Genomic DNA, 23,601 nt, shown 5'->3' with positions numbered 1-23,601 from the left:
CTTAGCTCTCCTTTCCTGCTGAAGGATCAAAGGCAGCTGCGTTAGCGATCTCATCTGCTGGCTTTGCTCCAGGAATTGGTGGCCATGCCTTAAAGCCGCGCACAGGCGTGTTCCACGGCAGCAGGGTCAGCACGATGGACGCGATCAGCATGAGTGCGAGCGTGCCCCAACCGAACACGCCTAAGTACCAGCCCTCATAACCCTCATAGCCGTCACTAACTGTTGAAATAATCACCTGCACGAGCATGTAACCGATAACCAGCGGGGCGAGGATCCCCACAAAGACCTGCCAGATCTTACCAACCTTGAAGGTTGAGATCGCTGACAGGTGGCCCGCAAGTTCGCCACCACGACGGTTGACCCAGATGACCAGCACAACGGTGACGATTGCTGATGCAACAATGCCCATCTGGTTTGAGAAGAAGTCGAGGGTGTCGAGCGTGATGAGACCCGTTGTGGTGCCGATCAACAGCACCGAAACAACCGCCATCGGCAGGCCAACGCCCCAAGTTGCGGCGCCGCGTGAGAGCCCGAACTTGTCAATGAAGCCGGCCAGCACAACCTCCAAAATAGACAGCAGTGAGGTAAACCCGGCCAACAGCAGCGACCCGAAGAACAGCGTTCCGAACAGCCACGACAGCGGCAGCGCTGACACAATCGCTGGGAAGGTTGCAAACGCAAGCATTGGCCCGGTTAGCCCCTCCAGATCACCAACGGCAACACCCTGTGTGTGAGCAAGGTAGCCAAGCGCAGCAAACACACCAACACCCGCGAGCAGCTCGAATGAGCTGTTACCGAAGGCCACAACAAGACCGGATGAGGCCATGTTTGCGCGACGCTTTTGGTATGAGCTGTAGGTGATCATAATGCCGAAAGCAACAGACAGGGAGAAGAAGATCTGACCGTATGCGGCAACCCAAATCTGTGGTTTACCCAGCTGTGAGAAGTCGGGGGTGAAGAAGGCGTTCAGACCGTCTACCGCACCAGGCTGCAAGAGCGCACCAATCACCAGCGCCAAGAAGCTCACAAACAGCAGCGGGATTGTAATGCTGTTGGCCTTCTGCACACCCTTAGCCACACCCAGCGCCAAAACAGCAAGCACAAGCACCCAGAAAACCACCATCGGGATAACAACCGCGGGCACGAGGTCAAAGGTGAGCTGATTCTCGGTATCGAGCTGCAGATAATCGAAGAGGAAGAACTCCTGTGTGCTAGCGCCACTCTCCCAGTTCTGCTTGAAGCTGAAAATGAAGAACATACTGGTCCAGGCAATCACCGCGGTGTAGTAGATCGCGATGATGACGTTAATCATCACCTGGAACCAACCGAGTGTCTCACCCGGGCGCCCCGCCGCACGCCGCAAAGCCAGCGGTGCTGAACCACGGAAGCGGTGACCGATTGCGTAATCAAGCAACAGAATTACAACGCCAGCTGTCAGCAGCGCGATGAGGTATGGCAGGAGGAAAGCGCCGCCGCCATTTTGATATGCAACGCCGGGGAAACGCCAGATGTTTCCCAGACCGACTGCAGAACCAAGCGCTGCGAGGATGAATCCTGATTGGCTCGTCCAGGCACCGCGCTGGTACTTAGATGTTTTTTGCGCCATTTCTATGACACCTTCCAATAAAACTCTGATGAGAAGCTGTCCGATGTCTTCGTTGACGTTAATCGCGGCTTGTGGCGTTGTGTCACGCTGAGAAGCGCACCGGCCTAGGGGTGTTTAGAAACCTTATTTTACAGGCTCTATAGACGATATTGTCACTTATCCTCCAACCAATTTGCAAACACGGCCTGCTCGTGTGCATTCAGGTCAGAAGTAAGAGCTGCCGCAACCTGCTGTTCCACAGTCTGCGTATCACTCAATGCGCTCCACTGCGGGCTGTTATCTTTATCAATAATGCGAGCGCGCACGCCCTCTCGAAAATCCGCTCGCGCCACCAGCCGGAAGAGCACGATCAGGTCTGAGCCGAGAGCGGTTAGCGGAGTTAGCTGCTTACTGCGGTTTTGCACGACCCGCCACAGCGCAACTGCCGCAGTGAAGGGGCAAACCTCTGCAGCCTGCACAGCAAGATTCTTACCGTACTCAGATTTTGCAGATTTGAGTAGCTCAAACAGGTGCTGTAGCGCCTCAAGCGGCCCGCCGGGCAGGTTTAACAGTGTTTCTGACTGCAGGGCGGGTGCAAGATCCGCAGCAAGTTCTGCGAGCGGATCGCGCGTAAGCTCCTCTTTCTGCAGCGCAAACTCGCGCACAATATCCTGCGGTGTTTGATCCTCCGAAATATTAGAAAGCGCCTGCGTCAAAGCGTCATGGTCTGCTGCTGCAACAGCAAAGTCTGCAAAGTCGTTGTCGAGTGCCGCACGCGCGCCAAAGCTTGCGCTAACCGCCGCCGCAATCTCTCCAAAACCCGGCTGTGAGCTTGCGAGGATACGGTTAATCCCAACGTCGGGGATGATGCCGATGCGCGTCTCAGGCATCGCCATTGTGATATCCGGTGTCACAACCCTGACCTGTGCGTGACTGCCGAGCCCGATACCGCCGCCCATTGTGATACCGTGCATGAGCGACACAATCGGTATTTTGCTTGTCGCGATCGCATAATCGGTGTTGTATTCAGCGAATAAAAACTCTTCTGCGGCGTGCAGATTTTCACTCATCTCTCGAATATCTCCGCCGGCGCAAAAGGCGCGCTCCCCCGCCCCGCGCAACACAATTACACGATGTCTGCTGGGGTCTGCGCCGCGCACAGCAGCGGTGAGAGCTAAACACATATTTTTTGTTAGCGCGTTTAATTTTTGCGGGCGGTTGAGTGTGATGATGAGAGCGCTTCCTCGCGACTCCACCCTAAGGTTTGACTCGTCCATAAATTCATAGTTTATTCTGCACTGTATGTGGGAAGACATTTACGGCAGCGATCCGCTAGAAAATATGCGTCCCCGCCGCGGCCCGGTAGAACGCAAAACAATAGTTCTGCAAAAAGGCCTGGTGCTGGAGCATTCACAGACCGAATGGGCTGGGGCTGTTGTTGGCGCCGATAATAAGTATGTGAAGTTGGAGGATTTTCGCGGCAGCGTTCGCACCTTCGCCATCAATGACGCATTTCTGCTGGAGGGGAAACCTGTGCGCCTCACCCTGCCCACTCGTAAACCGCAGCGGCAGCGCACCGCCTCAGGCTCCTTTGCCGGTGAGGTGAAAACCGGCAAGGCTCGCGCCCGTATCGCGCAACCAAGCCGTATTTTTGTTGAGGGGCGGCATGACGCAGAACTAATTGCGGACGTCTGGGGCGACGATCTGCGCGAGGTCGGGGTTGTTGTTGAGTATCTTGAGGGGGCGGATCACCTGCAGCGAGTGCTGCAGGAGTTTCAACCCACCGCTGCACGGCGGGCGGGTGTACTGCTTGACCATCTGGTGCAAGGCTCTAAAGAGAGTCGGATCGCATCCACAGCTATTCCCGCAAGTCAGCGTGAATTCGTGCGGATCGTCGGGCATCCGTTCATTGATATTTGGCAGGCGGTAAAACCTGAGCGGCTCGGAATACCCGCATGGCCTGAGATCCCGCACGGCACTGACTGGAAAACAGGGGTGTGTAAAAAGCTTGGCTGGCCGGCAGCGGATCAGGCAGATATTGCTGACGCATGGCAGCGGATCCGCGCGCGGGTGCGCGACTATCGCGACCTTGAGCCGAGCCTTGTGGGGCCGGTCGAGTCGCTCATAGATTTTGTGACCGTCGGCGTTTAACCCTACGCTGCTGTATATGTCTAATCTCTCCTACAGAAGAAGTTACGTTGACAGCGTTGCTACTAAGGTGAGCACTCTAAGGTTTGGCACCGGCCCTATAGAGTATGTGTTTCTGCACGGTGCTGGGCTCTACGGCCTCGCATGGGAAGGCACGCTGAAGTCTCTGAACAAAATCACCGGAGAGCAAAGCAGTGCGCTGGTGTTGGATCTGCCCGGGCACGGCATGAGTGATTGGCGACAGGACGGCGACTACAGCCCCGCTACACTAGCCGCAGATGTTATCGCTGTGCTGCAAAACTTTCCCGGCGATATTTTTAATGGCGACACTAAACCCCTGCTTATCGGGCACTCACTCGGCGGGCTCACAGCAGCAAAAATCGCCGCGCAACAGCCGGATTGGTTTGCCGGTGTGCTGATTATCGATATCACTCCAGGCGTGTATGGCACCCCAGCAACCAGCTCTGTTCTAGAGTTTATAACCGGTAAAACAGTGTTTGATTCGCGCGCAGAAATGATTGAGCGGGCAATTGCTTTCGGGCTCGGGCCAACAGCCGCAAGCCTCGAAGGCGGGGTTACGCGCAACTCTCGCAAACGCCCGGATGGAAAGTATGAGTGGCGCCACCACCTTGCACACCTACCGCCGTCAAACGAGCAGAAAAGCGAAGCAGCAATTGCCGAGCTGCGCGATGACCTCTGGCAGGCTTTAACTAAGGCCAGTGAGCAGCTACCGACCCGCATGTTACTCGCATCCAACGGCATGGTTTCAGACGCAGCGGCAAAAACAGCACGCGAAATAACACCGCGTGTCACTCTCGCAACGATTGCGGGCACCCATAATTTACACGATTCAAACCCTGAGCAGCTCGCAGACGAAATCTACCGCTTCCGGGTTGCGGTTCGGTAACGGAATAAGAAAAAGGCTTTAGTTGTTGCAGTCAGTAAACGTAAAATCGTACGCTGGCAAATTTTCTATCGCGAGTCGATGAAAGGCAAAACAGATTGAATTCTTCAGCCGCAGAAACTAATGCCCAGAACGGCTTCCAGAGGCGCGAACCAAAAAAACGGCGCACCGGTGTGATTATCGGAGCTATTGCTGCTCTCGCTGTCATAGGTGCTGTCGCTGTTGGCGCAGTCCTGCTAAATAAATCAAATAAAGATGAGAGTCTCAGCATCGGGTTAATTCTTGAACCAACCAACTTGGATGTGCGCAACACCTCCGGGGTTGCGCTCGATCAGATTTTGCTCGACAACGTGTATGAGGGGCTGATTACGCTGCGCCCCGGCACAGTAGACGAGTTCCAACCGGCGCTTGCGACCGCGCTGCCAGAGATTAGCGCAGACGGCCTCACCTACACTTTTAAACTGCGTGAGGGAGTGAGTTTCCATAACGGAGCGACGCTCGATGTAAACGATGTTGTTACTTCGCTTCAAGCTGGTTTGGAGTCTGAAGATATAACTGCAAACGTGAGCGGTGATGAGACTGCTCGTACGGTCACGATCACCCTGACGCAGCCGAACAGTGAACTTTTGTGGCATCTTGCGGGGCGAGCTGGCATTGTGCTTGATGCAGAGGCTACTAACGACCTCGCCAACACAGCAAACGGCACCGGGCCTTTCAAATTTGTAAACTGGCGTGAGGGTGACAGCCTGACCCTAGAGCGCAATGATGACTACACAGGAAACAACCCAGCGCAGATTCAGCAGGTGGTATTCCGGTTTATTCCCGATGGTCGTGCCGCAGTTAACGCTCTAAAAGATGGTTCGCTCGATGTGCAAACAGCTCTGCTGCCTAGCTTGCGGGCCGACCTCGAAAATCAGCCGGGTTTTGATCTGGTGCGCGCCGAAAGCACTGATGTCTTCACACTAGCCTTCAATAGCGCACGTGCGCCGTTTGATAACCCGCTTGTGCGACAGGCGCTCAGCCAGGCAATCAACACTGATGCAATCATCACCTCACAGCACGGTGACGGCAAAACATTAGGCTCACCGATTACAGAACTGGAGCCTGGTTTCCAGAACCTCTCAGCTGTAAACGCATACAACCCTGAAAATGCAAGGATCCTGCTTGCGCAGACCGGAAATGAAAATCTGAGCCTCACAATCACGGTGCCAAACCACTATGATTCGGCTGCATTAGATATCGTTGCTAGCCAACTCCAGCAGATTGGGGTGAGCGTAAATATAGACCGCGTAGACTTCGGAACTTGGCTAGAGCGGGTTTACATGAACAAAGACTACGATCTGTCTTATGTAGATCATGCAGAAGCGCGTGACTTCGATAACTACGCAAACCCGAACTACTATTTCGGCTATAACAGCCCCCAGGTGCAGCAGCTTGTTGCTAAAGCGCGCACGGCAACTGATCCCGCCAGCGCTGACGCTCTGTTGCAGGAGGCTGCAGCGGTGGTTGCCCAGGATGCTCCGGCAAAATGGTTGTTTAACTACACTCCAACCACTGTAATTTCTGATGGGGTTTCCGGTTTCCCAACTTCGAACACAAATTCGCGAATTAACCTGTCAACTGTCACTATTAACGAGTGATTAAAATTCTTTGGAGCAGGCTCGCCTTCCTGCTGGGAGGCTGGTTTTTGGCGAGCCTGCTCATATTTTTTACCCTGCGACTGCTCCCGGGTGATGTAGCGCAGATCATCGGCGGCACGCAGGCTTCAAGCGCAAGAATCGCAGAGATCCGCACCAATTTAGGGCTTGATCGCCCACTGTTAACCCAATATTTTGACTGGATCAGCGCTTTCATCACAGGCGATCTTGGCACCTCACTAGTCAGCCGCACACCGGTTGCAGAGCAGCTGCTTGAAAAAGCTGGGGTCACACTCCCCTTGGTGTTAATTAGCTCTATCGTCATGCTGGTGATCTCAGTTCCCCTCGGCATATTTACCGCCTACCGCGCCGGCCGCCCACTCGCGGACGCAACAGCGACAACAGCCTACGCCGCTGCTGCGCTACCGGCTGTCTGGGTTGCTCTTCTGCTAATTCTCATCTTTTCTTCCTGGTTAAACATTTTCCCCTCGCAAGGCTTCCCCGCACGCGGGTGGGCAGATCCTTTAAACGCGATATATTCCCTGCTCCTACCCGGCATCACTATTGGGCTGATAGAAGCAGCAATCCTGTTTAGATTTATCCGCAGTGCCACACTCAGTGCGCTGCACTCAGAACCGCTGCGCACGGGCATGAGTTTCGGCATGACTCGCAGCACCGCGCTGATCCGTTACGGGCTGCCGCAGGTTGGTCTGTCTCTAATCGGCACCCTCGGAGTGCAGCTGGCCGGTCTTGTGGTTGGCGCTGTGGTGATCGAGCAGATCTTCACGCTCCCCGGTGTGGGCACAATGCTGGTGAGCGATATTAACTCACGAGATCTCGCCAAAGTTGCAAGCACGCTCATGGTCATTACCGGTTTTATTCTGCTGCTGGGTACGGTTATGGACACCCTCGCACAGCTGCTTGACCCCCGTCTACGTGAGAGAAAAACCCGCTGATGCTGAGCCTCTACCGTATCAATAAGTTTGCGCCGCTGGCTCTAGCGGTTGTCGCGCTGACAGCGCTTGCCGCTTTACTGTCGTTGTTTTGGACACCGTATCCGCCAAACTTCGCTAACCCTGACAACCTCTGGGTCGGCCCCTCAGCTGCGCACCCACTCGGAAATGACGGCAGCGGGCGGGATCTGCTCTCAGGACTGCTTGCCGGTGCCCAAGTTACTGTTGTCGTTGCTCTGTGCACGGCAGCTGGATCCGCCCTCTTAAGTTTGCTACTTGCCGGGCTCACCGTGCGCGGCCCGCGCATCACCAGACAGCTCTCGAGCGTCATTATTGATGTGCTGATTGCCTTTCCGACGCTGCTGTTGGCGATGATGCTCGCAGCTACTTTCAAAAACAGTGTTATTATCGTGGTCGCTGCGCTCATTTTTGGTTTTGGATTCAGTTTGAGCCGCGTTATTCGTGGTGAGCTCGCACAAGCGTATAGCAGCGACTTTGTGACCGCAGCTCGTTTTTCCGGTGTTGGCGAGTGGCGCATTTTCTGGCGCCACTGCGTGCTGCCCGCAACACCCGTGTTAATCACAAAAACAGCACTCGCAATGGGTTTGGCGGTGCTCGCCGAATCCAGTCTCAGCTATCTGGGGTTTGGCGTGCCGCAGTCGACACCATCTTGGGGGCGGATGCTCGCGCAGACGCAACAGGCCGCGAGTGTGTATCCGCTAGCTGCGGCTGTGCCGGGTGTTGCTCTGACTGCGTTTGCGCTCTCCTGTTTCGTGCTCGGTGACGCGCTGCGGCAGCTTGCCGACCCCCGACTGCGCCGCCGCTCACGGTCTCGAGTGACGCCGGTTTCTCTCCCGCAGCGGGCTGTTATCCACCCGCAGCAGACAGCAGCTACAAAACCTCTGTTAACTGTGCAGGATCTGACTATTACAGACAGCGATGGCGCTGAGCTCCTGCACAAAATTAGTTTCGCTGTGCACCAGGGTGAGCGGATCGGCATTATCGGCCGTTCTGGATCTGGCAAAACACTCACCGCCCAGGCAATCGCACAGTTGCTGCCAACAGCACTCACACCCAGCGGCAGCATCGACTATGCGGGAGAGGCCATCCTCGGGCTAACGGAAGAGGCCGCAGCAAATCTCAGAGGCGCTGAAATATCTTACGTTTTCCAAGAGCCTAAAACAGCTCTCAACCCGCTGCAACAGCTCTGGAAGCAGATGACGGCCGCTCTCAATCACCACTTTCAGCTAAGCAGGGCAGCAAGACGGGAGCAGGCGCAGCTACTCGCAGAGCGGGTCGGCCTCGAGCCAGAGCTGCTAACACGGTATCCGCATCAGGTTTCGGGTGGGCAGCGACAGCGCGCAGCGATCGCCGCCGCCCTCAGCGCGAATCCGAAACTGGTTATCGCAGACGAAGTGACAAGCGCGCTCGATCATGACATGCGGCAACAGATTCTGAGGCTGCTGGGAGAACTCACCGGCACTAACGAGCGCGCGCTGATTTTCATCAGCCACGACCTAACGCAGGTGCGCGATCTCGTTGATCGTGTGCTTGTGATTGACCACGGCTATCTTGTTGAAGACGGATCGGTGGCAGAAATATTTGCTAATCCAAAACACGCCACCACTAAGGCCCTGCTTGGCGCGAGCACTCGAGAGGAGAGAGTGTGAGCGAACCACTCTTTGAGGTGAAAAATCTAACCGTTGATTACGGTAGCAAAAAGCCTGCGCTGCGAAACGTCTCGCTAACGGTTGAGCCCGGTGAGCGTCTCGCAATTGTTGGCCCCTCAGGCTCAGGTAAAACAACCCTCTTGCGCTGCCTAGTGGGAATAGAGCAGCCAACTGCAGGGACGGTGCTCTACCGTGGTGAGTCTGTTGGCAGATCGCGTGCGAGCGGCCAAAGGGTGCGCCGGGAGACCGGGTTTATTGCGCAAGATCCGCAATCCAGCTTCAACCCGCTGCTCACCGTTGAATCTTCGCTCTGGGAAACCGCCACAGCGCACCTCTCGTTTCGTGCACGACACCGGGCGCGTCCTGCAGTTCGGGCAAGAACGCTAGAGCTGCTGCAAGAGCTAGCGCTCTCTGAAGACAGCATTAACCGCTATCCGCACGAATTTTCTGGCGGTCAGCGACAGCGTATCGCAATCGCACGCGCTCTCATCACCGATCCAACAACTTTGGTCGCCGATGAGCCTGTCAGCGCACTTGATGTGCTTGCACGGCAGCGGTTTGTGGCAACTCTGCTTGACGTGGTAGCTAGCCGTGAACTAACCCTGATCACGGTGACCCATGACCTAACTATCGTCCCAAACCTTGCAACCCGGTTAATCGAGTTGCGAAACGGTGAAATCACGCAGGACACAGCGCTACCTGCTTAAGAGCGGTTGGGACTTACAAAACTTAGTTTGTGTGGTTGCTCCGCAGCTGCTGCATAATCACTTCCCGCAGACTTTCAGGTGCCTGTTCCTTACAGGCACGCTGCACAGCTTTCGTCAAACGGTGCAGGGTGTCTTCAATGCTTTTACAGCCATCACAGCCGTCTATGTGCGCTCTCAGCGTTTGCTGCTCCTGAGCGTCCAGTTCGCCGTGCACAAGCTCTTCAACTTTAGAGCGCAAGGTAGCGCAATCACAGGGATCTATCTGTTCATTTACTGTGTTAGTCATGCCTGCTCCTGTGTTTTGGTAATAATGCCTTCTGCAACGGCGTAATCGTGCAGCATCTCCCGCAATTGTTTGCGCGCACGATGCAAGCGACTCATCACCGTACCGATCGGGACGTTGAGCATCTCAGCAATTTCGCGATAGCTGAAACCCTCGACGTCTGTGAGCAAAACAACCATTCGAAAATCTGGCTTTAACTCTCCCAGCGCTTTGCTCACCACCGGCGCAGGAATCTTATCTAACGCCTCTGCCTCTGCTGAGCGCGCGTTGGATGCGGTCATTGATTCTGCGTCACCGAGCTGCCAATCCGCCATCTCATCTGTGGCACCAAGTCTAGGCTCACGCTGCGCTTTACGATAGCGATTTATATAAGAATTAGTGAGGATCCGATACAGCCAGGCCTTCATGTTTGTGCCCTGCTGAAACCTCTCAAAAGCGGTAAACGCCTTCATAAAGGTTTCCTGCACGAGGTCTTCCGCATCATGTTTATTGCGCGTCATACGCATTGCTGCAGCGTATAACTGATCCAGATAAGGCATCGCCTGCTCAATAAACAGTTCTTCACTAGTTTGTGCGCTCATTACCGACAATTCTAGTTGCAGATCTAGCAACGTTAGGTTGGAATCGTCAGCTGCTGTCGCAGCCTCTGACACTCGCCTCTTTTTTAACCTCACACCTAGTGCAACTGTGCGCAATAACCGCTTATTCCCACCGCTCTAGCTGCTGCTTGTTTAAAACAAGAAATAGCGGATGCCAGTAGGCTAGAAGCGATGTTTGTTGCAAGAAATAATGCGCAGTCGGTGGCGGCTGAACGTGTGGTGCCCTGGGCTGCTCCCACGCCGATACACCCGATAAACGCGTTTGTTCCCCTGCCCGGTTCAAAATCGCTTACAAACAGAGAGCTGGTGCTTGCGGCGCTCGCAAACGACACGAGCACAATAGTCGCGCCACTTAGGTCACGCGACACGAATCTCATGATTAACGGCCTTACGACCCTCGGCACTGTGTTTGAGAGCGAGACGGTCGGCGAGATTGAGCAGCTGCGCGTCACACCAGCGCAAGAGCTGACAGGATCAGGCACAATTGACTGCGGTCTGGCGGGAACTGTGATGCGTTTCCTGCCTGCAGTTGCCGCGCTCGCCCTGGGCCCGACAGGGTTTGACGGCGATCCATACGCACGCAAACGCCCAATGGGGCCGGTGCTAGACGCCCTCAGACAGGTTGGTGTTGATATTAACGATGACGGGCGGGGCGCGCTGCCATTCACCGTGCACGGATTTGGGTCTGTGTCGGGCGGTCGGGTCAGTCTCGACGCCTCACTCTCGAGTCAGTTTGTGTCGGGTTTGCTGCTCGCGGCTGCCCGCTTTGAAGAGGGGGTGCACGTTGTTCACACGGGTGAGCATCTGCCGAGCATTCCGCACATTGAGATGACTCTGGAAACGCTTACAGCACGCGGGGTTAAGGCATACTCTCCAGAAGCAGGGGTGTGGGTTGCAGAGCCAGGGCCGATAGCAGCAAGAACCGTCACAATTGAGCCGGATCTATCAAACGCCGCCCCGTTTCTCGCTGCGGCACTTGTCACCGGCGGGTCTGTGACTGTGCCGCTATGGCCACACACAACAACCCAAGTGGGTGATCAGCTGCGCAGTTTACTGACACACTTCGGCGCAACCGTCACCAAGACCGAAGACAAGCTCACCGTCACCGGGCAGCCGGATGGCAAGATCAACGGCGTGCAACTGCACATCCCCGAGGCGGGTGAGCTAGCGCCGGCGCTGGTTGGTCTCGCAGCCCTCGCAGACGAACCGAGTCAGATAACCGGCATCGGTCATATTCGACACCATGAGACAGATCGCATCGCAGCCCTAGTTGCTGAAATTAATAATCTCGGCGGTGACGCTCGCGAGCTACCAGATGGCATTGAGGTGCGCCCGGCGCAGTTGCACGGCGGGTTGTGGCGCGCATACGCTGATCACCGCATGGCCACAACAGGCGCACTCATCGGTTTGCGGGTGCCGGGTGTCGAAATCGACGATATCGCCTGCACCTCTAAAACTATGCCTGATTTTATTGGCATGTGGGCCAGGGCTCTGGGGTGTGAATGAACCGCCATTTAGACAGCTACGAGCGCTACGCTGACTACGGCGACCGGGTGCGAGTGCGCCCCAATCCAAAAGCAAACAGACCGCGTTCAAAGCAGCGCCCGGATTACAGCTCAGCTCCTGTGGGCATGGTTATCGGGGTGGATCGCGGGCGCTACACGGTAATAATTGACGCCGACTCCGGATCCGAACGCACAGTGCTCTGCGCCCGCGCGAGTGAGCTGCGTAAAACCGCTATCGTCATCGGCGACCTGGTGCGGGTGGCCGGTGATACGAGTGGTGCTGCTGGCACTCTTGGGCGTATCGTGAGTGTCGCAGAACGCACAACGCTGCTGCGCCGCAGCGCAGATGACACAGACCGTATTGAGCGCGTGATGGTTGCAAACGCCACCCAGATGTTAATCGTGGTTGCAGCCGCTAACCCTGAGCCACGGGTTGGGCTGGTAGATCGCTCACTCGTTGCCGCCTACGATGCCGGAATTCGCCCGCTTATCTGCGTCACCAAAACAGACATTGCAGACCCCAGCGTGTTTCTAGCACACTTCCGCGCTCTCGATGTGCCTGTTTTCTTCTCTGCCTATAACGACTGGCCAATTGCCCAATTGCAAAAGCAGCTCGCCGGTGAGACCACAGTTTTCATAGGTCATTCGGGGGTTGGAAAATCAACTCTCATTAACGCTCTGGTGCCCGACGCTAACCGCGCTACCGGGCACGTCAATTCGGTTACCGGCCGGGGCCGCCACACTTCAAGCTCCTCTGTTGCGCTCAGACTGCGGGGCGAAAAAACCAAATCAGCGTGGGTTATTGACACCCCCGGTGTGCGCTCGTTTGGGCTCGGGCACGTCAGCGCTGCTTCGGTTATTGCCGGGTTCGCAGATTTAGCCGAGATAGTCGCTGAGTGTCCACGCGGCTGCGATCACAGCGCCACCACGCCAGACTGTGAGCTCAACCTGCGCGCCCAGCAGGGGGAGCTCAGTGATTCTCAGCGAAGCCGTCTAGACTCGTTGCGAAGGCTGTTAGCCACCGCAGATGCACCAGACCGGCAGTAGTTTTTCGGGTGAGGGCCGGCAATATGCGGCTGCGGCGAAGATCCGAAAGGAAAAATATGAGCACCGAACTTACCACCGGCGATGCAGCCCCAGAATTTGAGCTGCTGGATCAGCACGGTAACCTCGTTAACTCCAAAGATTTACGCGGGCAAAAAACTGTTTTGTTTGTTTACCCAGGCGCAATGACGCCCGGTTGCACAAAAGAAGCCTGCGATTTTCGCGATAATACAGCCCATTTAGAGGCTTTGGGTTACCGCGTGATTGGTCTCTCTAAAGACGCAGTTGAGAAGCATCTGAAGTTTAGTGAGCGTGACAGTTTGAACTATCCCCTGCTCAGCGACCCGCAGCTTGAACTGCACCGCAAACTTGGCGCATACGGCCCGAAGAAACTCTACGGGAAACTTGTCGAAGGGGTTATCCGCTCAACATTTGTGATTGACCAAAACTGGGTTATTGAGCACGCTCTGCGCAATGTGAAAGCAACCGGTCATGTTGCGCGGATAGTGAAGCTGCTAGAGGCTGCCTAGCGCACGAGAGGCCGGCAAGACGTCATTCACTCCTGTGACGGCTCTGTCTCGAGGTTGGGGCGAGCCTTAAGCGCACAAATAAAACCGCCGATTGAGATTGCTACAAGCGCCCAGGCGAGCACCAACTGCTGACCAAACAGGCCTTGAAAAAGGCTGACCGCAACCGCAAACACACCCACCTGCAGAGTTAGGCTGAGTGCGCGAGACCAAGGCTTGGCACGCCACGCGCCGGCAAGCGCGGTGAGAGCCCAACCGAGGCAGAGAATCGCCATTATCAGTAGCAGAATTAGATCGTGATAGGGCTCGTTATGAGCTGCCAAAGCTCCACGGGCGACGCGATAGACGAGCCCGAATGCAAGGAGCACTTCGAGCAGCAGAATAGCGCGCAAACCAAGCCAGAAAATACGGGTAGCCGCCACATCATCAGATGTTGATTTGATCAACTTTGCCTAACTCTTCAGAAATAAAAAATGCTTGATAAGCCCCAATAACTATGCCACCATTTTAGTCTGTGGTGTCACAACCAGATGCCACGTATTACACACAGCGCAAAAACAGTGCGCAAGGAAGGGGCGTCAGCAATGACTTGGCGTGAGAAAGCGGCTTGCCTCACCGTAGACCCCGAGATTTTTTTCCCGGTGGGCAACACTGGCCCGGCTCTCGAGCAGATCGAGCGAGCAAAATCAGTGTGTGCGAGCTGCAAAGTAACAGACCAGTGCCTGCAATACGCAATGGATTCAAATCAGGATCACGGCGTCTGGGGCGGGCTCAGCGAAGATGAGCGTCGTGCACTGAAGCGCCGCGCGGCAAGAGCGCGACGCGCACACGCATAACCAGTCGCTAACAAAAATAGCGGGGCTCCCAGAGATGGGGCGCCCCGCTAGACTTTTCTAACCTTCTGTTTGCTCAGTCAGTGCCGGCATCAAAGGCCGCAGACAGACCGAGCTGATCACCCACTGCATCAATATCAGCATCAACATCAGCAATCTGCGCTGCAGCACCCTGCTCGAGTTCCCCAACAAGCTCTGCGGTTGGGCCGCCCACGAGGCCGAGATTTGCATACTGTTCAAGGCGGGCACGGCTGTCTGCAATATCCAGGTTGCGCATAGTGAGCTGGCCGATACGATCCTCAGGGCCAAACGCCGCATCACCGACGCGCTCCATTGACAGCTTCTCAGGGTGGTAGCTGAGTGCTGGGCCGGTGGTGTTCAAAATCGTGTAGTCGTCACCGCGTCTAAGGCGTAAGGTGACCTCGCCCGTGATTGCTGAGGCAACCCACCGCTGCAGAGACTCACGCAGCATCAGCGACTGCGGGTCAAACCAGCGCCCCTCATACATTAGGCGACCAAGACGGCGACCCTGCTCGTAATATGTCTCAATGGTTGCTTCATTGTGAATTGCATTCAGCAACCGCTCGTAGCAGACGTGCAGCAGCGCCATCCCCGGAGCTTCATAAATACCACGAGATTTTGCCTCAATAATGCGGTTTTCAATCTGATCGCTGACGCCGAGCCCGTGCCGACCACCGATCTCGTTCGCAGCAAAAACCAACTCAACAGGGTTGTCATACTCCTTGCCGTTGATTGCCACAGGGCGCCCCGCCTCAAAACGCACAGAGACTTCCTCAGTAGCAACCTCAACATCTTCGCGCCACGCGGCAACACCCATAATCGGCTCAACCGCGTCAAGGCCGGTGTCGAGAAATTCGAGAGTTTTCGCCTCATGGGTTGCGCCCCAAATGTTGGCGTCGGTTGAATACGCCTTTTCAGCCGAATCGCGATACGGGTAGCCGTGCTCGACCAGCCACTCGCTCATCTCCTGCCGGCCGCCAAGCTCTGACACAAAATCGGCGTCAAGCCACGGTTTATAAATGCGCAGTGCAGGGTTAGCCATCAAACCGTAACGGTAGAAGCGCTCAATGTCGTTTCCCTTGTAAGTTGAGCCATCACCCCAGATTTCTACGCCGTCCTCCTTCATTGCGCGCACGAGCATAGTGCCGGTCACAGCGCGCCCCAGCGGAGTGGTGTTGAAGTAGGTCTTGCCTGCGGAGCGCACGTTAAACGCACCGCACTGCAGGGCAACAAAGCCCTCTTCCACCAGGGGCAGCTTCGCATCGATAAGACGCGCTATTTCAGCGCCGTACTCTTTTGCGCGACCGGCAACACCGGCGATATCCGGCTCATCGTACTGACCGATATCAGCAGTGTAGGTGCATGGTATCGCCCCTTTATCGCGCATCCACGCAACCGCGCATGAGGTGTCAAGCCCACCCGAAAATGCAATACCGACGCGCTCACCAACTGGCAGAGAAGAAAGAACTTTAGACATACTCACTATTCTACCGCCAATACAGAGGGTGAGAATCAGAGAGCTCTGCCCTTACCTGCCTCACATCTCTGCGTTAACCGTTCATCTCAAACGGGTTTGATCCGCTGGCTTCAGCCCGCTCTAAGGCATCGAGCGCAGTCATCTCAGCTGTTGTGAGTTCAAAGTCAAAGATGGCAGCGTTCTCTTTGAGTCGCTCCACGCTGCGTGTTTTTGGAAAAACAACAAAATCATGCTGCACATGCCACCGCAACACAATTTGTGCGGGTGTTTTGCCGTGAGCGTTAGCCGCTGCGGTCACCGCGGAATCCTGCAGCAGTGTTGCCCGACCGCGCGCTAGTGGGCTCCAGGCTTCCACCACAATTCCAAGTGCGCGACAGTAATCCACCAGCTCTCGCCGTTGGTGGTGCGGATGCAGCTCGATCTGATTTACCGCGGGCACAATGCCGGTTTCTGAAATGATTTGCTCTAGATGCAAAATCTCAAAATTCGACACACCGATGTTGCGCACAAGGCCCCGCTCTTGAGCCCTAATCAGCCCCTTCCAGGCTGTTGGGGCGGTGCCTCGTTTAGGTGTCGGCCAGTGAATCAAGAATAGATCTAGATAGTCAAGCCCGGCTCGTTCCAAGCTACCCTCGAGAGCTTTTTCAGCCTGCAAATGGTCGTCATGCCAGAGTTTGCTGGTTATAAACAGCTCTTCCCGCTGCACTTTTCCGGCGTCTATTGCCTGCTTTACAGCACGCCCGACACCCTCTTCATTGCGGTAGAGTTTCGCGGTGTCGATGTGACGATATCCCAGCTCGATGGCCGCAGCAACTATCCGTTCAGCCTCATCGTTTTCAAGTTTGTACGTTCCAACCCCAAAACGATCCAGCGCGTCTCCCGAGCGCAGCGCAATCTGTGGAAATTCAAAAACCATAATTCCAAGCTACCTAAATCTCTCTGGCACAAGCCTGAATTGCAGCGCTCATAAAGTCATAGCTCCTCCCGGTACGCTTATTAGTGTTATGAATCGAGCACGCGCAGAGGTAATCGAGTTTCCGGAGCACCTGCCGGTCTCAGGCATGCGCGACGAAATAAGCAAAGCAATTAGCGCGCATCAGGTCGTTATTGTGGCGGGTGAAACCGGCTCCGGCAAAACAACGCAGCTGCCAAAGATTGCCCTCTCTCTCGGGCGCAAGGCTATTGCGCACACCCAACCTCGCCGCATCGCAGCTCGCGCAGTCGCTGAACGCATAGCTGAAGAGCTCGGATCAGAACTCGGCAAAACCGTCGGTTACCAAGTGCGGTTTACCGATAAATCAAACGCTGAGACACGCATCAAACTGATGACAGACGGTATTTTGCTCAATGCAATTCATCACGATCGCCTGTTAAAGCGCTACGACACGATTATCATCGACGAAGCGCATGAACGCTCCTTAAACATAGACTTCCTGCTCGGCTATTTAAAGACGCTGCTGCCCAAGCGCCCCGACCTGAAGGTCATCATAACCTCGGCAACAATCGATCCAGAATCTTTTGCTGCGCACTTTAATGACGCGCCGATTATTTCTGTTTCTGGGCGCACCTATCCCGTAGAAGTGCGCTATCGTCCGCTAATTACGGTGACACAAACCACTGAAGGCAAAACTTTACGCACCGAACGTGATCTACACGAAGGTATTTGCGATGCGGTCGCCGAGCTCCTTCCCGAAACACCCGGCGACATTCTCGTGTTTTTGGCCGGTGAGGGCGATATTCGTGATGCCGCAGATGCGCTGCAGGGTCGTTTTAAATCACTGCCGGCCGGGCGCACGCTTGAGGTGCTGCCGCTCTATGGGCGGCTGTCGGCTGCAGACCAGCATCGTGTGTTCTCTCCCACTGCTCCTGGAGTGCGGCGCGTTGTGCTCGCAACCAATGTTGCTGAAACATCGCTGACAGTGCCCGGAGTCACCGCGGTTATCGATTCAGGCGCCGCTCGTATCTCGCGCTACTCGAGCAAATCTAAAGTGCAACGACTCCCAATTGAGGCTGTTGCTAAGGCGAGCGCGACGCAGCGCGCCGGGCGCGCCGGGCGCACTTCCCCCGGCATCACGATCCGCCTCTATAGCGAAGCAGATTTTCTTAGCCGCCCGGAGTTTAGCGACCCAGAAATTCTGCGCACCGGGCTCGCCTCTGTGCTGCTGCAGATGCTGTCACTGCGTCTGGGTGAGGTGCGCAAATTCCCCTTTCTCACTCCCCCAGACCCGCGCGGTGTCCGTGATGGGCTCGCGCTGCTGTCAGAAATCGGAGCACTGCAAGGCAAAAGCATCACTCCTGTCGGGCGGGTAATCGCCCGGCTGCCGCTCGAGCCACGCTATGCGCGCATGGTGATTGAGGCTAAGCGTTACGGTGTGCTCGATCGTGTTTTGCCGCTTGTTGCCGGGCTGACGATCCCTGACGTGCGCGAACGGCCGGAAGAGCAGCGCGCAAAGGCAGATAGCCTGCACGCGCGTTTTAAGGATCCGCTCGGCGATCTGCACACCCTACTGAATTTGTATGACCATCTGCGAGAGGCGCAAGCATCCCAAGGATCGAGCGCGTTTAGACGCCAGCTGAAGAGTGAATTTTTAAATGTTGTGCGGGTGCGGGAGTGGTTTGATCTTGTGCGGCAGCTCGAGCAGGCATGCCGCGACATCGAACTTCCAAAAAACCTGCGCGAGAAGCATCCCACAGCGCCGGGCACAGCCAGCGAGCTGGTGCTCTACTGTGCGCTAGCGGGGCTGCTCTCACACCTCGGGGTGCGCACTGAGCTTGGCAGCGGCAAGACAGAGCGCGCAAAGCTTGCTGCACGCGGTCGCAACAACGGCCATAAGCAAACTCGCGGCAGTGAATATCTCGGATCACGCGGCACCCGCTTCACGATCTTCCCCGGTTCCGTGCTCGCAAAAAACCCACCCGATTTTGTGATGGCGGTCGAGCTAGTAGAAACCAGCCGCTTGTTCGCACGCATGAATGCGAAAATTGATCCGGCATGGGCAGAATCACTTGCCGGCTCACTAGCCAAAAGCTCAATTAGCGAGCCCACCTGGAGTGCGAGCCGCGGTAGCGCTATCGCATATGAGAAAGTAACCCTCTTTGGGGTGCCGATTGTAGGCCGCAGACGCGTGCAGCTTTCCAAGTTTGACCGCAGGCTAGCACGGGAACTCTTTATACGTGAGGCGCTTGTTGCGGGCGATTGGCGTGAACAGCACACTTTTGACAGACACAATCATGCGCTGCGCCGTGAGTTAGAGCAGCTTGAAGAACAAACCCGACAGCGCGGTCTGGTGGGTGATGAAACAGCCGTTTATGCTTTCTACGATGAACGCATTCCCGACTTTATAACCTCAGCAACAGACTTTAATACCTGGTGGGGTAAAACAAAAAAACGTGAGCCCAAGTTTCTGCACCTGAGCAAAGCAGATTTAATCTCTGCTGCAGCACAAACCACGGCGGCAGCAGCCAGCCTAGATTTTCCACGCGTTTGGCAGTTTGGAGACCAACAGCTGGGGTTGAAGTATCGTTTTGAGCCCGGCGCAAGCGACGATGGCGTGACCGTGACTGTCCCGCTGCCGCTGCTGCCTCGCCTAGACGAGTCAGCATTTGAAAAACTGGTGCCGGGGCTCCGTCACGAGCTTGTCGCAGCGCTTATCAAAACTCTTCCGAAACCAATTCGCAAACACGTTGTGCCCGCAAACCAGTGGGCTACTGTTTTACTCGATGCAACAAGCGGCGAGATCACCGGAGACTCACAACAGGCGTTAACCGCTGCTCTCGCAAAAGAAATTCGGCGTCGCGCTTCAGTGCCTGTGACAGCCGACGACTTTGATCTCGACCGGCTGCCTTCGCACCTCAGACCGACCTTCCGTGTAGTTGACGCACGCGGGCGCACACTCGAAACCAGTAAAAACCTCGCGGAGCTTCAAAATAAGCATCAAAGCTCTGCAACGAAAAACGTTGCTGCGGTTGCGCAGCGCGAACTGCCAAAGCAGGCTTTAGAACAGCAGCACCTCACCGCTTGGCCAACCCTTAAGCCCGACAACACCATTCCAGAATTTCTGGACGCGAAGTTCTCGCAGGCGCGTGCACGAGCGGCGGGATCCGTGCGCGCGTACCCGTGCCTGATCGATAAGGGCAAAAGTGTTGACCTGGGCTTAGCAGCCGATAAACAAACTGCCAAGGCACAGCACCGTCTCGGAGTGCGTCGCCTAATAGCGTTGTCTAGCCCGCCGCTGGGCAGTTACATTCGCGAGCACCTAACACAACAAGAAAAACTTTTGCTCGCCCAGAGCCCCTACAATTCTCTAGATGATCTGATCGCCGACATCGCCCTAGCTATTGCCGAGCAGGCAGCGATAGATGCCAGCGCGAACGGTGATGGGCTTATCTATACGCAGGCAGATTTTGACAAAGCAACTCAAAATTTTGCAGGCAGGGTTTTAGCAGACAGTTACTCGCTAATTTCGGTTGTTGTTAAGATTGCTGACGCTGCTCGCGCAGCAAAACAGGCGATTAATAGCGCAAAGAGTCTTACCGTGCTCAGCCAAGTATCTGATGCCGCTACCCAACTGGGGCAGCTCTACTTCGCCAGCCAGCGGGGCAAAGGCTTCATTAGCAACATCGGGGTGCTGCGGTTGCCACGACTTGTCACTTATTTAAAGGCAATCGAGTTTCGTCTAGAGCAACTCGCGGCCAACCCGGGGCGCGACCGAGCAAACCAAAACGAGATCGAGGCTGTCACAGCAGAATTCATTAAAGCGGGCGGCACACTCCCCCTTAAGGATGCAGCACCACACTCGCTTCGTAGCATTCGCTGGCAGCTGGAAGAATTGCGCGTCAGTCTTTTTGCCCAGCAGCTCGGCACAGCAGAAAAAGTGTCACCACAGCGCATTCGGAGGGCGATCGCTGAGCTCTCACCGGCTAGTTGAGGGCGCCCTCAGACACTTCCAGATCCTTTTCAAACCCGACAGCCGCACTAATCATCGCAGACAGCCCACGCACAGTTTCTGCCAAGGGCATCGCAGGCACACCGGGACGCTTCGCAACCTGCTCAGGTAGGTATGGAATATGCACAAACCCCGCTCTTACGTCAGGGCGTGCCCGTAGTTCGTGCAGTGCGACATACATTAGGTGGTTGCAGACAAATGTGCCCGCACTGTACGAAACCTGTGCTGCAAGCCCCGCTTCCCGGGCTGCCCGCACCATTGCCTTGACCGGGAGTGTTGCAAAATAGGCGGCAGGCCCATCTGCGATAACGGGTGCATCCAGCGGCGCGTATCCAGCATTGTCAGGAATTCGCGCATCTTGAAGATTTATCGCCACCCGCTCTGCGTTAAGACCCGAGATGCCACCGGCCTGCCCGACACACAGCACAATATCCGGGCTGTGCTGCGCAATAAGCTCCCGCATCAAAATCGTTGACTGCATAAACTCTGTCGGCACCTCGGCTTTAATGATTGCTGCTCCAGCTATTTCATCAGGCAGCGCAAACACCGCCTCCCGCGCCGGGTTAATCTCTTCCCCATCAAACGGATCAAAGCCTGTAACCAAAATTCTCATCTCACATCCCTTCCAATCAAGGGTACCGAAACTTAAGCGGTGCATCTCTGGCAGACTATTGCTATGTCTACGGCGATGTATCCACACCTGCTGTCACCCCTCAAAGTTGGCGCACTGCAGCTAAAAAATCGCGTCATTATGGGCTCTATGCACTTAGGCATCGAAGAGCAGTCTGATGGTCTGCAGCGAATGGCTGCTTTCTACGCCGAACGCGCCGCTGGCGGTGCCGCTCTCATCATCACCGGCGGCATCGCACCGAATTCAGCCGGGCGTCTCACCGCTGACGGCACAGTGCTAGACACTGAGGCTGCAGCGCACCAGCATCGCACAATCACAACAGCGGTGCACAACGCGGGTGGGCTTATCGCCGCACAGCTGCTGCACGCCGGCCGCTACGGAGCGCACACAGAACTGGTTGCCCCGTCGGCGATCCAAGCACCCATTAGCCCATTAACTCCGCGGCAGCTGAGCGCAGAAGAAATTACTGCCACAATCGCAGATTTTGCGCGCGCGGCAAAACTTGCGCAGCTAGCCGGCTACGACGGGGTCGAAATTATGGGATCTGAGGGGTATCTCATCAACCAGTTCCTAGCTCCCCGCACCAATCAGCGCACCGACGAGTGGGGTGGATCCGCCGCCAAGCGACACCGCTTCGCGGTTGAGATTGTGCGGCGGGTGCGAGAGGAAGTGGGAGACGATTTCGCAATAATCTTCAGACTTTCAATGCTCGACCTGGTTGCAGACGGCTCAGAGTTTGCAGAGATGCTGGAACTGGCACGCAAAATTGAAGCGGCCGGAGCAGATATGCTCGGCACCGGCATCGGGTGGCATGAATCTCGGGTGCCAACCATTGCGACAACTGTGCCGCGCGGCGCATTTACTTGGATAACAGACCGCGTGGCACGCGCGGTAACAATTCCGGTCTCAGCAACGAACCGGATCAACACCCCCGACTTGGCTGAAAAAATTTTGGCAGACACAGCTGCGAGCGCGGTCACCCTGGCACGCCCTTTTCTCGCCGATCCGCAGTTTGTGCAGAAAGCCAGTGCCGGCCGTGCGCACCACATCAATACCTGCATCGCCTGCAACCAGGCCTGCCTAGATCATGTTTTCAGCGGCAAACCCGCTTCGTGTTTGGTAAACCCACGTGCGGGGCGAGAAACAGAGCTTGTTATTGCTCCAGCAGTTAAAACAAAACATGTTGCCGTGGTGGGGGCCGGGCCCGCCGGGCTGTCATGCGCAGTCACTCTCGCCCAGCGGGGGCACCGTGTCACACTGTTTGACAGTGACACGAAGATCGGCGGCCAACTCAACATTGCGATGCAAATTCCGGGTAAGACGGAGTTTGCCGAAACACTCAGATACTTTAAGACACAGCTTGCAGCACACGGGGTAACCGTAAAACTTGGATGTGAGGTCAGCGCCGCATCATTAACGCAGGGCGGTTTTGATGAGGTGGTGCTTGCGACCGGTGTTACCCCGCGCAGACCTGAGCTGCCCGGGGTTGATCTCCCGCATGTGAAGAGCTATCTCAGCGTGCTCCGCGATGGTGCGCCGGTTGGGCGTCGGGCGCTGATTCTTGGTGCCGGTGGGATCGGTTTTGATACCGCACTTTTTCTGACAGCGTCCGACGGTGATTCTGATTACGCTTCAAGCAGTGAGAGCCCGGAAGCAACTGCGGCGTTTCTGCGCGACTGGGGCGTTGACCCTGAGTATCGCGCACGGGGCGCACTCACCCGACCAGCGTCGCGCAGTGCCGTGCCGCGGCAGGTGACGATTTTACAGCGCAGCAGCGGGAAGCCGGGGGCGCGGCTGGGTAAAACAACCGTCTGGATTCATCGTGCAGAGCTGCAGCAGCGTGGCGTGCAGCTGTACGGCGGGGTTGAATACCTCGCGATAGAAGAGGCCGGTCTCCGGGCACGGATCGATGGTGCAGAGCGTCTGCTCGAAGCCGACACAATTGTGTTGTGCACAGGGCAGGAAACAAATCGCCTGCTGGCAGACAGTCTCGACGCAGCCGGAGTTAAGTATCACTTAATCGGTGGCGCGCACACAGCTAGCGAGCTAGACGCAAAACGCGCGATCCGCCAGGGCACTGAGTTGGGCGCCGCACTGTGATCCTGTTTGCGGTTGTGCCTCAACGAGGGTG

The 23,601-nt window shown here is 56.0% G+C and carries 20 protein-coding genes; 12 read left to right on the top strand and 8 right to left on the bottom strand.

Translation table 11 applies throughout. The features are described 5' to 3' along the window. Window position 1: 1 nt before the first annotated feature. Window positions 2-1,606, bottom strand: coding sequence for a sodium-dependent transporter (locus HCQ99_RS05990; RefSeq protein WP_166987370.1), 1,605 nt, complete (start codon window positions 1,604-1,606; stop codon window positions 2-4). A 152-nt stretch (window positions 1,607-1,758) separates the two neighbouring features. After that, window positions 1,759-2,862, bottom strand: coding sequence for an enoyl-CoA hydratase/isomerase family protein (locus HCQ99_RS05985; protein ID WP_166987367.1), 1,104 nt, complete (start codon window positions 2,860-2,862; stop codon window positions 1,759-1,761). A gap of 25 nt (window positions 2,863-2,887) precedes the next feature. Between HCQ99_RS05985 and HCQ99_RS05980 the strand changes: the two genes are divergently transcribed. The 6 genes from HCQ99_RS05980 to HCQ99_RS05955 all read left to right on the top strand — a co-directional run bounded on the left by HCQ99_RS05980 (window position 2,888) and on the right by HCQ99_RS05955 (window position 9,604). Then, complete coding sequence (locus tag HCQ99_RS05980) at window positions 2,888-3,736, top strand: DUF3097 family protein (RefSeq protein WP_166987364.1); 849 nt, start codon at window positions 2,888-2,890, stop codon at window positions 3,734-3,736. A gap of 16 nt (window positions 3,737-3,752) precedes the next feature. Continuing rightward, entirely contained in the window at window positions 3,753-4,640 is an 888-nt protein-coding gene (locus HCQ99_RS05975; RefSeq protein ID WP_166987361.1) for an alpha/beta fold hydrolase, read from the top strand. Between the two features lie 95 nt (window positions 4,641-4,735). Then, window positions 4,736-6,277 (top strand): ABC transporter substrate-binding protein, encoded by a 1,542-nt coding sequence (locus HCQ99_RS05970; RefSeq protein WP_166987358.1) that lies wholly within the window; start codon window positions 4,736-4,738, stop codon window positions 6,275-6,277. After that, on the top strand, window positions 6,274-7,230 hold the full coding sequence (locus HCQ99_RS05965) for an ABC transporter permease (RefSeq protein ID WP_166987355.1): 957 nt from the start codon (window positions 6,274-6,276) through the stop codon (window positions 7,228-7,230). Before HCQ99_RS05970 ends, HCQ99_RS05965 begins: the two co-directional genes overlap by 4 nt. Continuing rightward, on the top strand, window positions 7,230-8,897 hold the full coding sequence (locus HCQ99_RS05960; RefSeq protein WP_166987352.1) for a dipeptide/oligopeptide/nickel ABC transporter permease/ATP-binding protein: 1,668 nt from the start codon (window positions 7,230-7,232) through the stop codon (window positions 8,895-8,897). The genes HCQ99_RS05965 and HCQ99_RS05960 overlap by 1 nt, the downstream gene beginning before the upstream one ends. After that, a complete protein-coding gene (locus HCQ99_RS05955) occupies window positions 8,894-9,604 on the top strand; it encodes an ABC transporter ATP-binding protein (protein WP_166987349.1) in 711 nt (236 codons plus the stop codon). Before HCQ99_RS05960 ends, HCQ99_RS05955 begins: the two co-directional genes overlap by 4 nt. A gap of 22 nt (window positions 9,605-9,626) precedes the next feature. On the opposite strand, the gene HCQ99_RS05950 is transcribed toward HCQ99_RS05955, so the two are convergent. Beyond that, on the bottom strand, window positions 9,627-9,890 hold the full coding sequence (locus tag HCQ99_RS05950; protein WP_166987347.1) for a zf-HC2 domain-containing protein: 264 nt from the start codon (window positions 9,888-9,890) through the stop codon (window positions 9,627-9,629). Further along, window positions 9,887-10,468, bottom strand: coding sequence for a sigma-70 family RNA polymerase sigma factor (locus HCQ99_RS05945; RefSeq protein WP_166987343.1), 582 nt, complete (start codon window positions 10,466-10,468; stop codon window positions 9,887-9,889). Before HCQ99_RS05945 ends, HCQ99_RS05950 begins: the two co-directional genes overlap by 4 nt. A gap of 189 nt (window positions 10,469-10,657) precedes the next feature. On the opposite strand from HCQ99_RS05945, the gene aroA reads away from it, so the two are divergent. From aroA to bcp, 3 genes are read left to right on the top strand one after another with little or no spacing between them, the layout of a single operon-like run. Further along, the gene (aroA, locus tag HCQ99_RS05940; protein WP_166987340.1) at window positions 10,658-11,992 is read left to right on the top strand and encodes a 3-phosphoshikimate 1-carboxyvinyltransferase; all 1,335 of its coding nucleotides are present in this window, start codon (window positions 10,658-10,660) and stop codon (window positions 11,990-11,992) included. Next, entirely contained in the window at window positions 11,989-13,038 is a 1,050-nt protein-coding gene (rsgA, locus tag HCQ99_RS05935; protein WP_166987336.1) for a ribosome small subunit-dependent GTPase A, read from the top strand. Before aroA ends, rsgA begins: the two co-directional genes overlap by 4 nt. Before the next feature lie 56 nt (window positions 13,039-13,094). Beyond that, on the top strand, window positions 13,095-13,565 hold the full coding sequence (gene bcp / locus HCQ99_RS05930) for a thioredoxin-dependent thiol peroxidase (RefSeq protein ID WP_166987333.1): 471 nt from the start codon (window positions 13,095-13,097) through the stop codon (window positions 13,563-13,565). 26 nt (window positions 13,566-13,591) lie between these two features. Here the strand turns inward: bcp and HCQ99_RS05925 are convergent, their stop codons facing one another. Beyond that, window positions 13,592-14,008, bottom strand: a complete 417-nt coding sequence (locus tag HCQ99_RS05925; RefSeq protein ID WP_166987330.1) for a hypothetical protein — start codon at window positions 14,006-14,008, stop codon at window positions 13,592-13,594. 138 nt (window positions 14,009-14,146) lie between these two features. Here HCQ99_RS05925 and HCQ99_RS05920 point away from each other — a divergent pair, with 138 nt between their 5' ends. Next, window positions 14,147-14,398, top strand: coding sequence for a WhiB family transcriptional regulator (locus HCQ99_RS05920; RefSeq protein WP_166987327.1), 252 nt, complete (start codon window positions 14,147-14,149; stop codon window positions 14,396-14,398). Window positions 14,399-14,471: 73 nt separating this feature from the next. Here HCQ99_RS05920 and argG read toward each other — a convergent pair whose 3' ends face one another. Beyond that, complete coding sequence (gene argG / locus HCQ99_RS05915; RefSeq protein ID WP_166987324.1) at window positions 14,472-15,893, bottom strand: argininosuccinate synthase; 1,422 nt, start codon at window positions 15,891-15,893, stop codon at window positions 14,472-14,474. 73 nt (window positions 15,894-15,966) lie between these two features. Further along, complete coding sequence (locus HCQ99_RS05910) at window positions 15,967-16,809, bottom strand: aldo/keto reductase (RefSeq protein ID WP_166987321.1); 843 nt, start codon at window positions 16,807-16,809, stop codon at window positions 15,967-15,969. 88 nt (window positions 16,810-16,897) lie between these two features. Here HCQ99_RS05910 and hrpA point away from each other — a divergent pair, with 88 nt between their 5' ends. Next, complete coding sequence (hrpA, locus tag HCQ99_RS05905; RefSeq protein ID WP_166987318.1) at window positions 16,898-20,821, top strand: ATP-dependent RNA helicase HrpA; 3,924 nt, start codon at window positions 16,898-16,900, stop codon at window positions 20,819-20,821. On the opposite strand, the gene pcp is transcribed toward hrpA, so the two are convergent. Then, window positions 20,814-21,452, bottom strand: coding sequence for a pyroglutamyl-peptidase I (gene pcp, locus HCQ99_RS05900; RefSeq protein ID WP_166987315.1), 639 nt, complete (start codon window positions 21,450-21,452; stop codon window positions 20,814-20,816). The two genes, hrpA and pcp, sit on opposite strands and share 8 nt — an antisense overlap. A gap of 63 nt (window positions 21,453-21,515) precedes the next feature. On the opposite strand from pcp, the gene HCQ99_RS05895 reads away from it, so the two are divergent. Beyond that, on the top strand, window positions 21,516-23,570 hold the full coding sequence (locus HCQ99_RS05895; protein WP_166987312.1) for an NADPH-dependent 2,4-dienoyl-CoA reductase: 2,055 nt from the start codon (window positions 21,516-21,518) through the stop codon (window positions 23,568-23,570). Window positions 23,571-23,601 lie beyond the last annotated feature (31 nt).

Origin of the sequence: Canibacter zhoujuaniae (genome assembly GCF_011752015.1) — a bacterium.
Taxonomy (GTDB): Bacteria; Actinomycetota; Actinomycetes; order Actinomycetales; family Microbacteriaceae; genus Canibacter; species Canibacter zhoujuaniae.
Note: the sequence above shows the minus strand (reverse complement) of the source record. Positions and strands in the feature narration are given on the sequence as shown.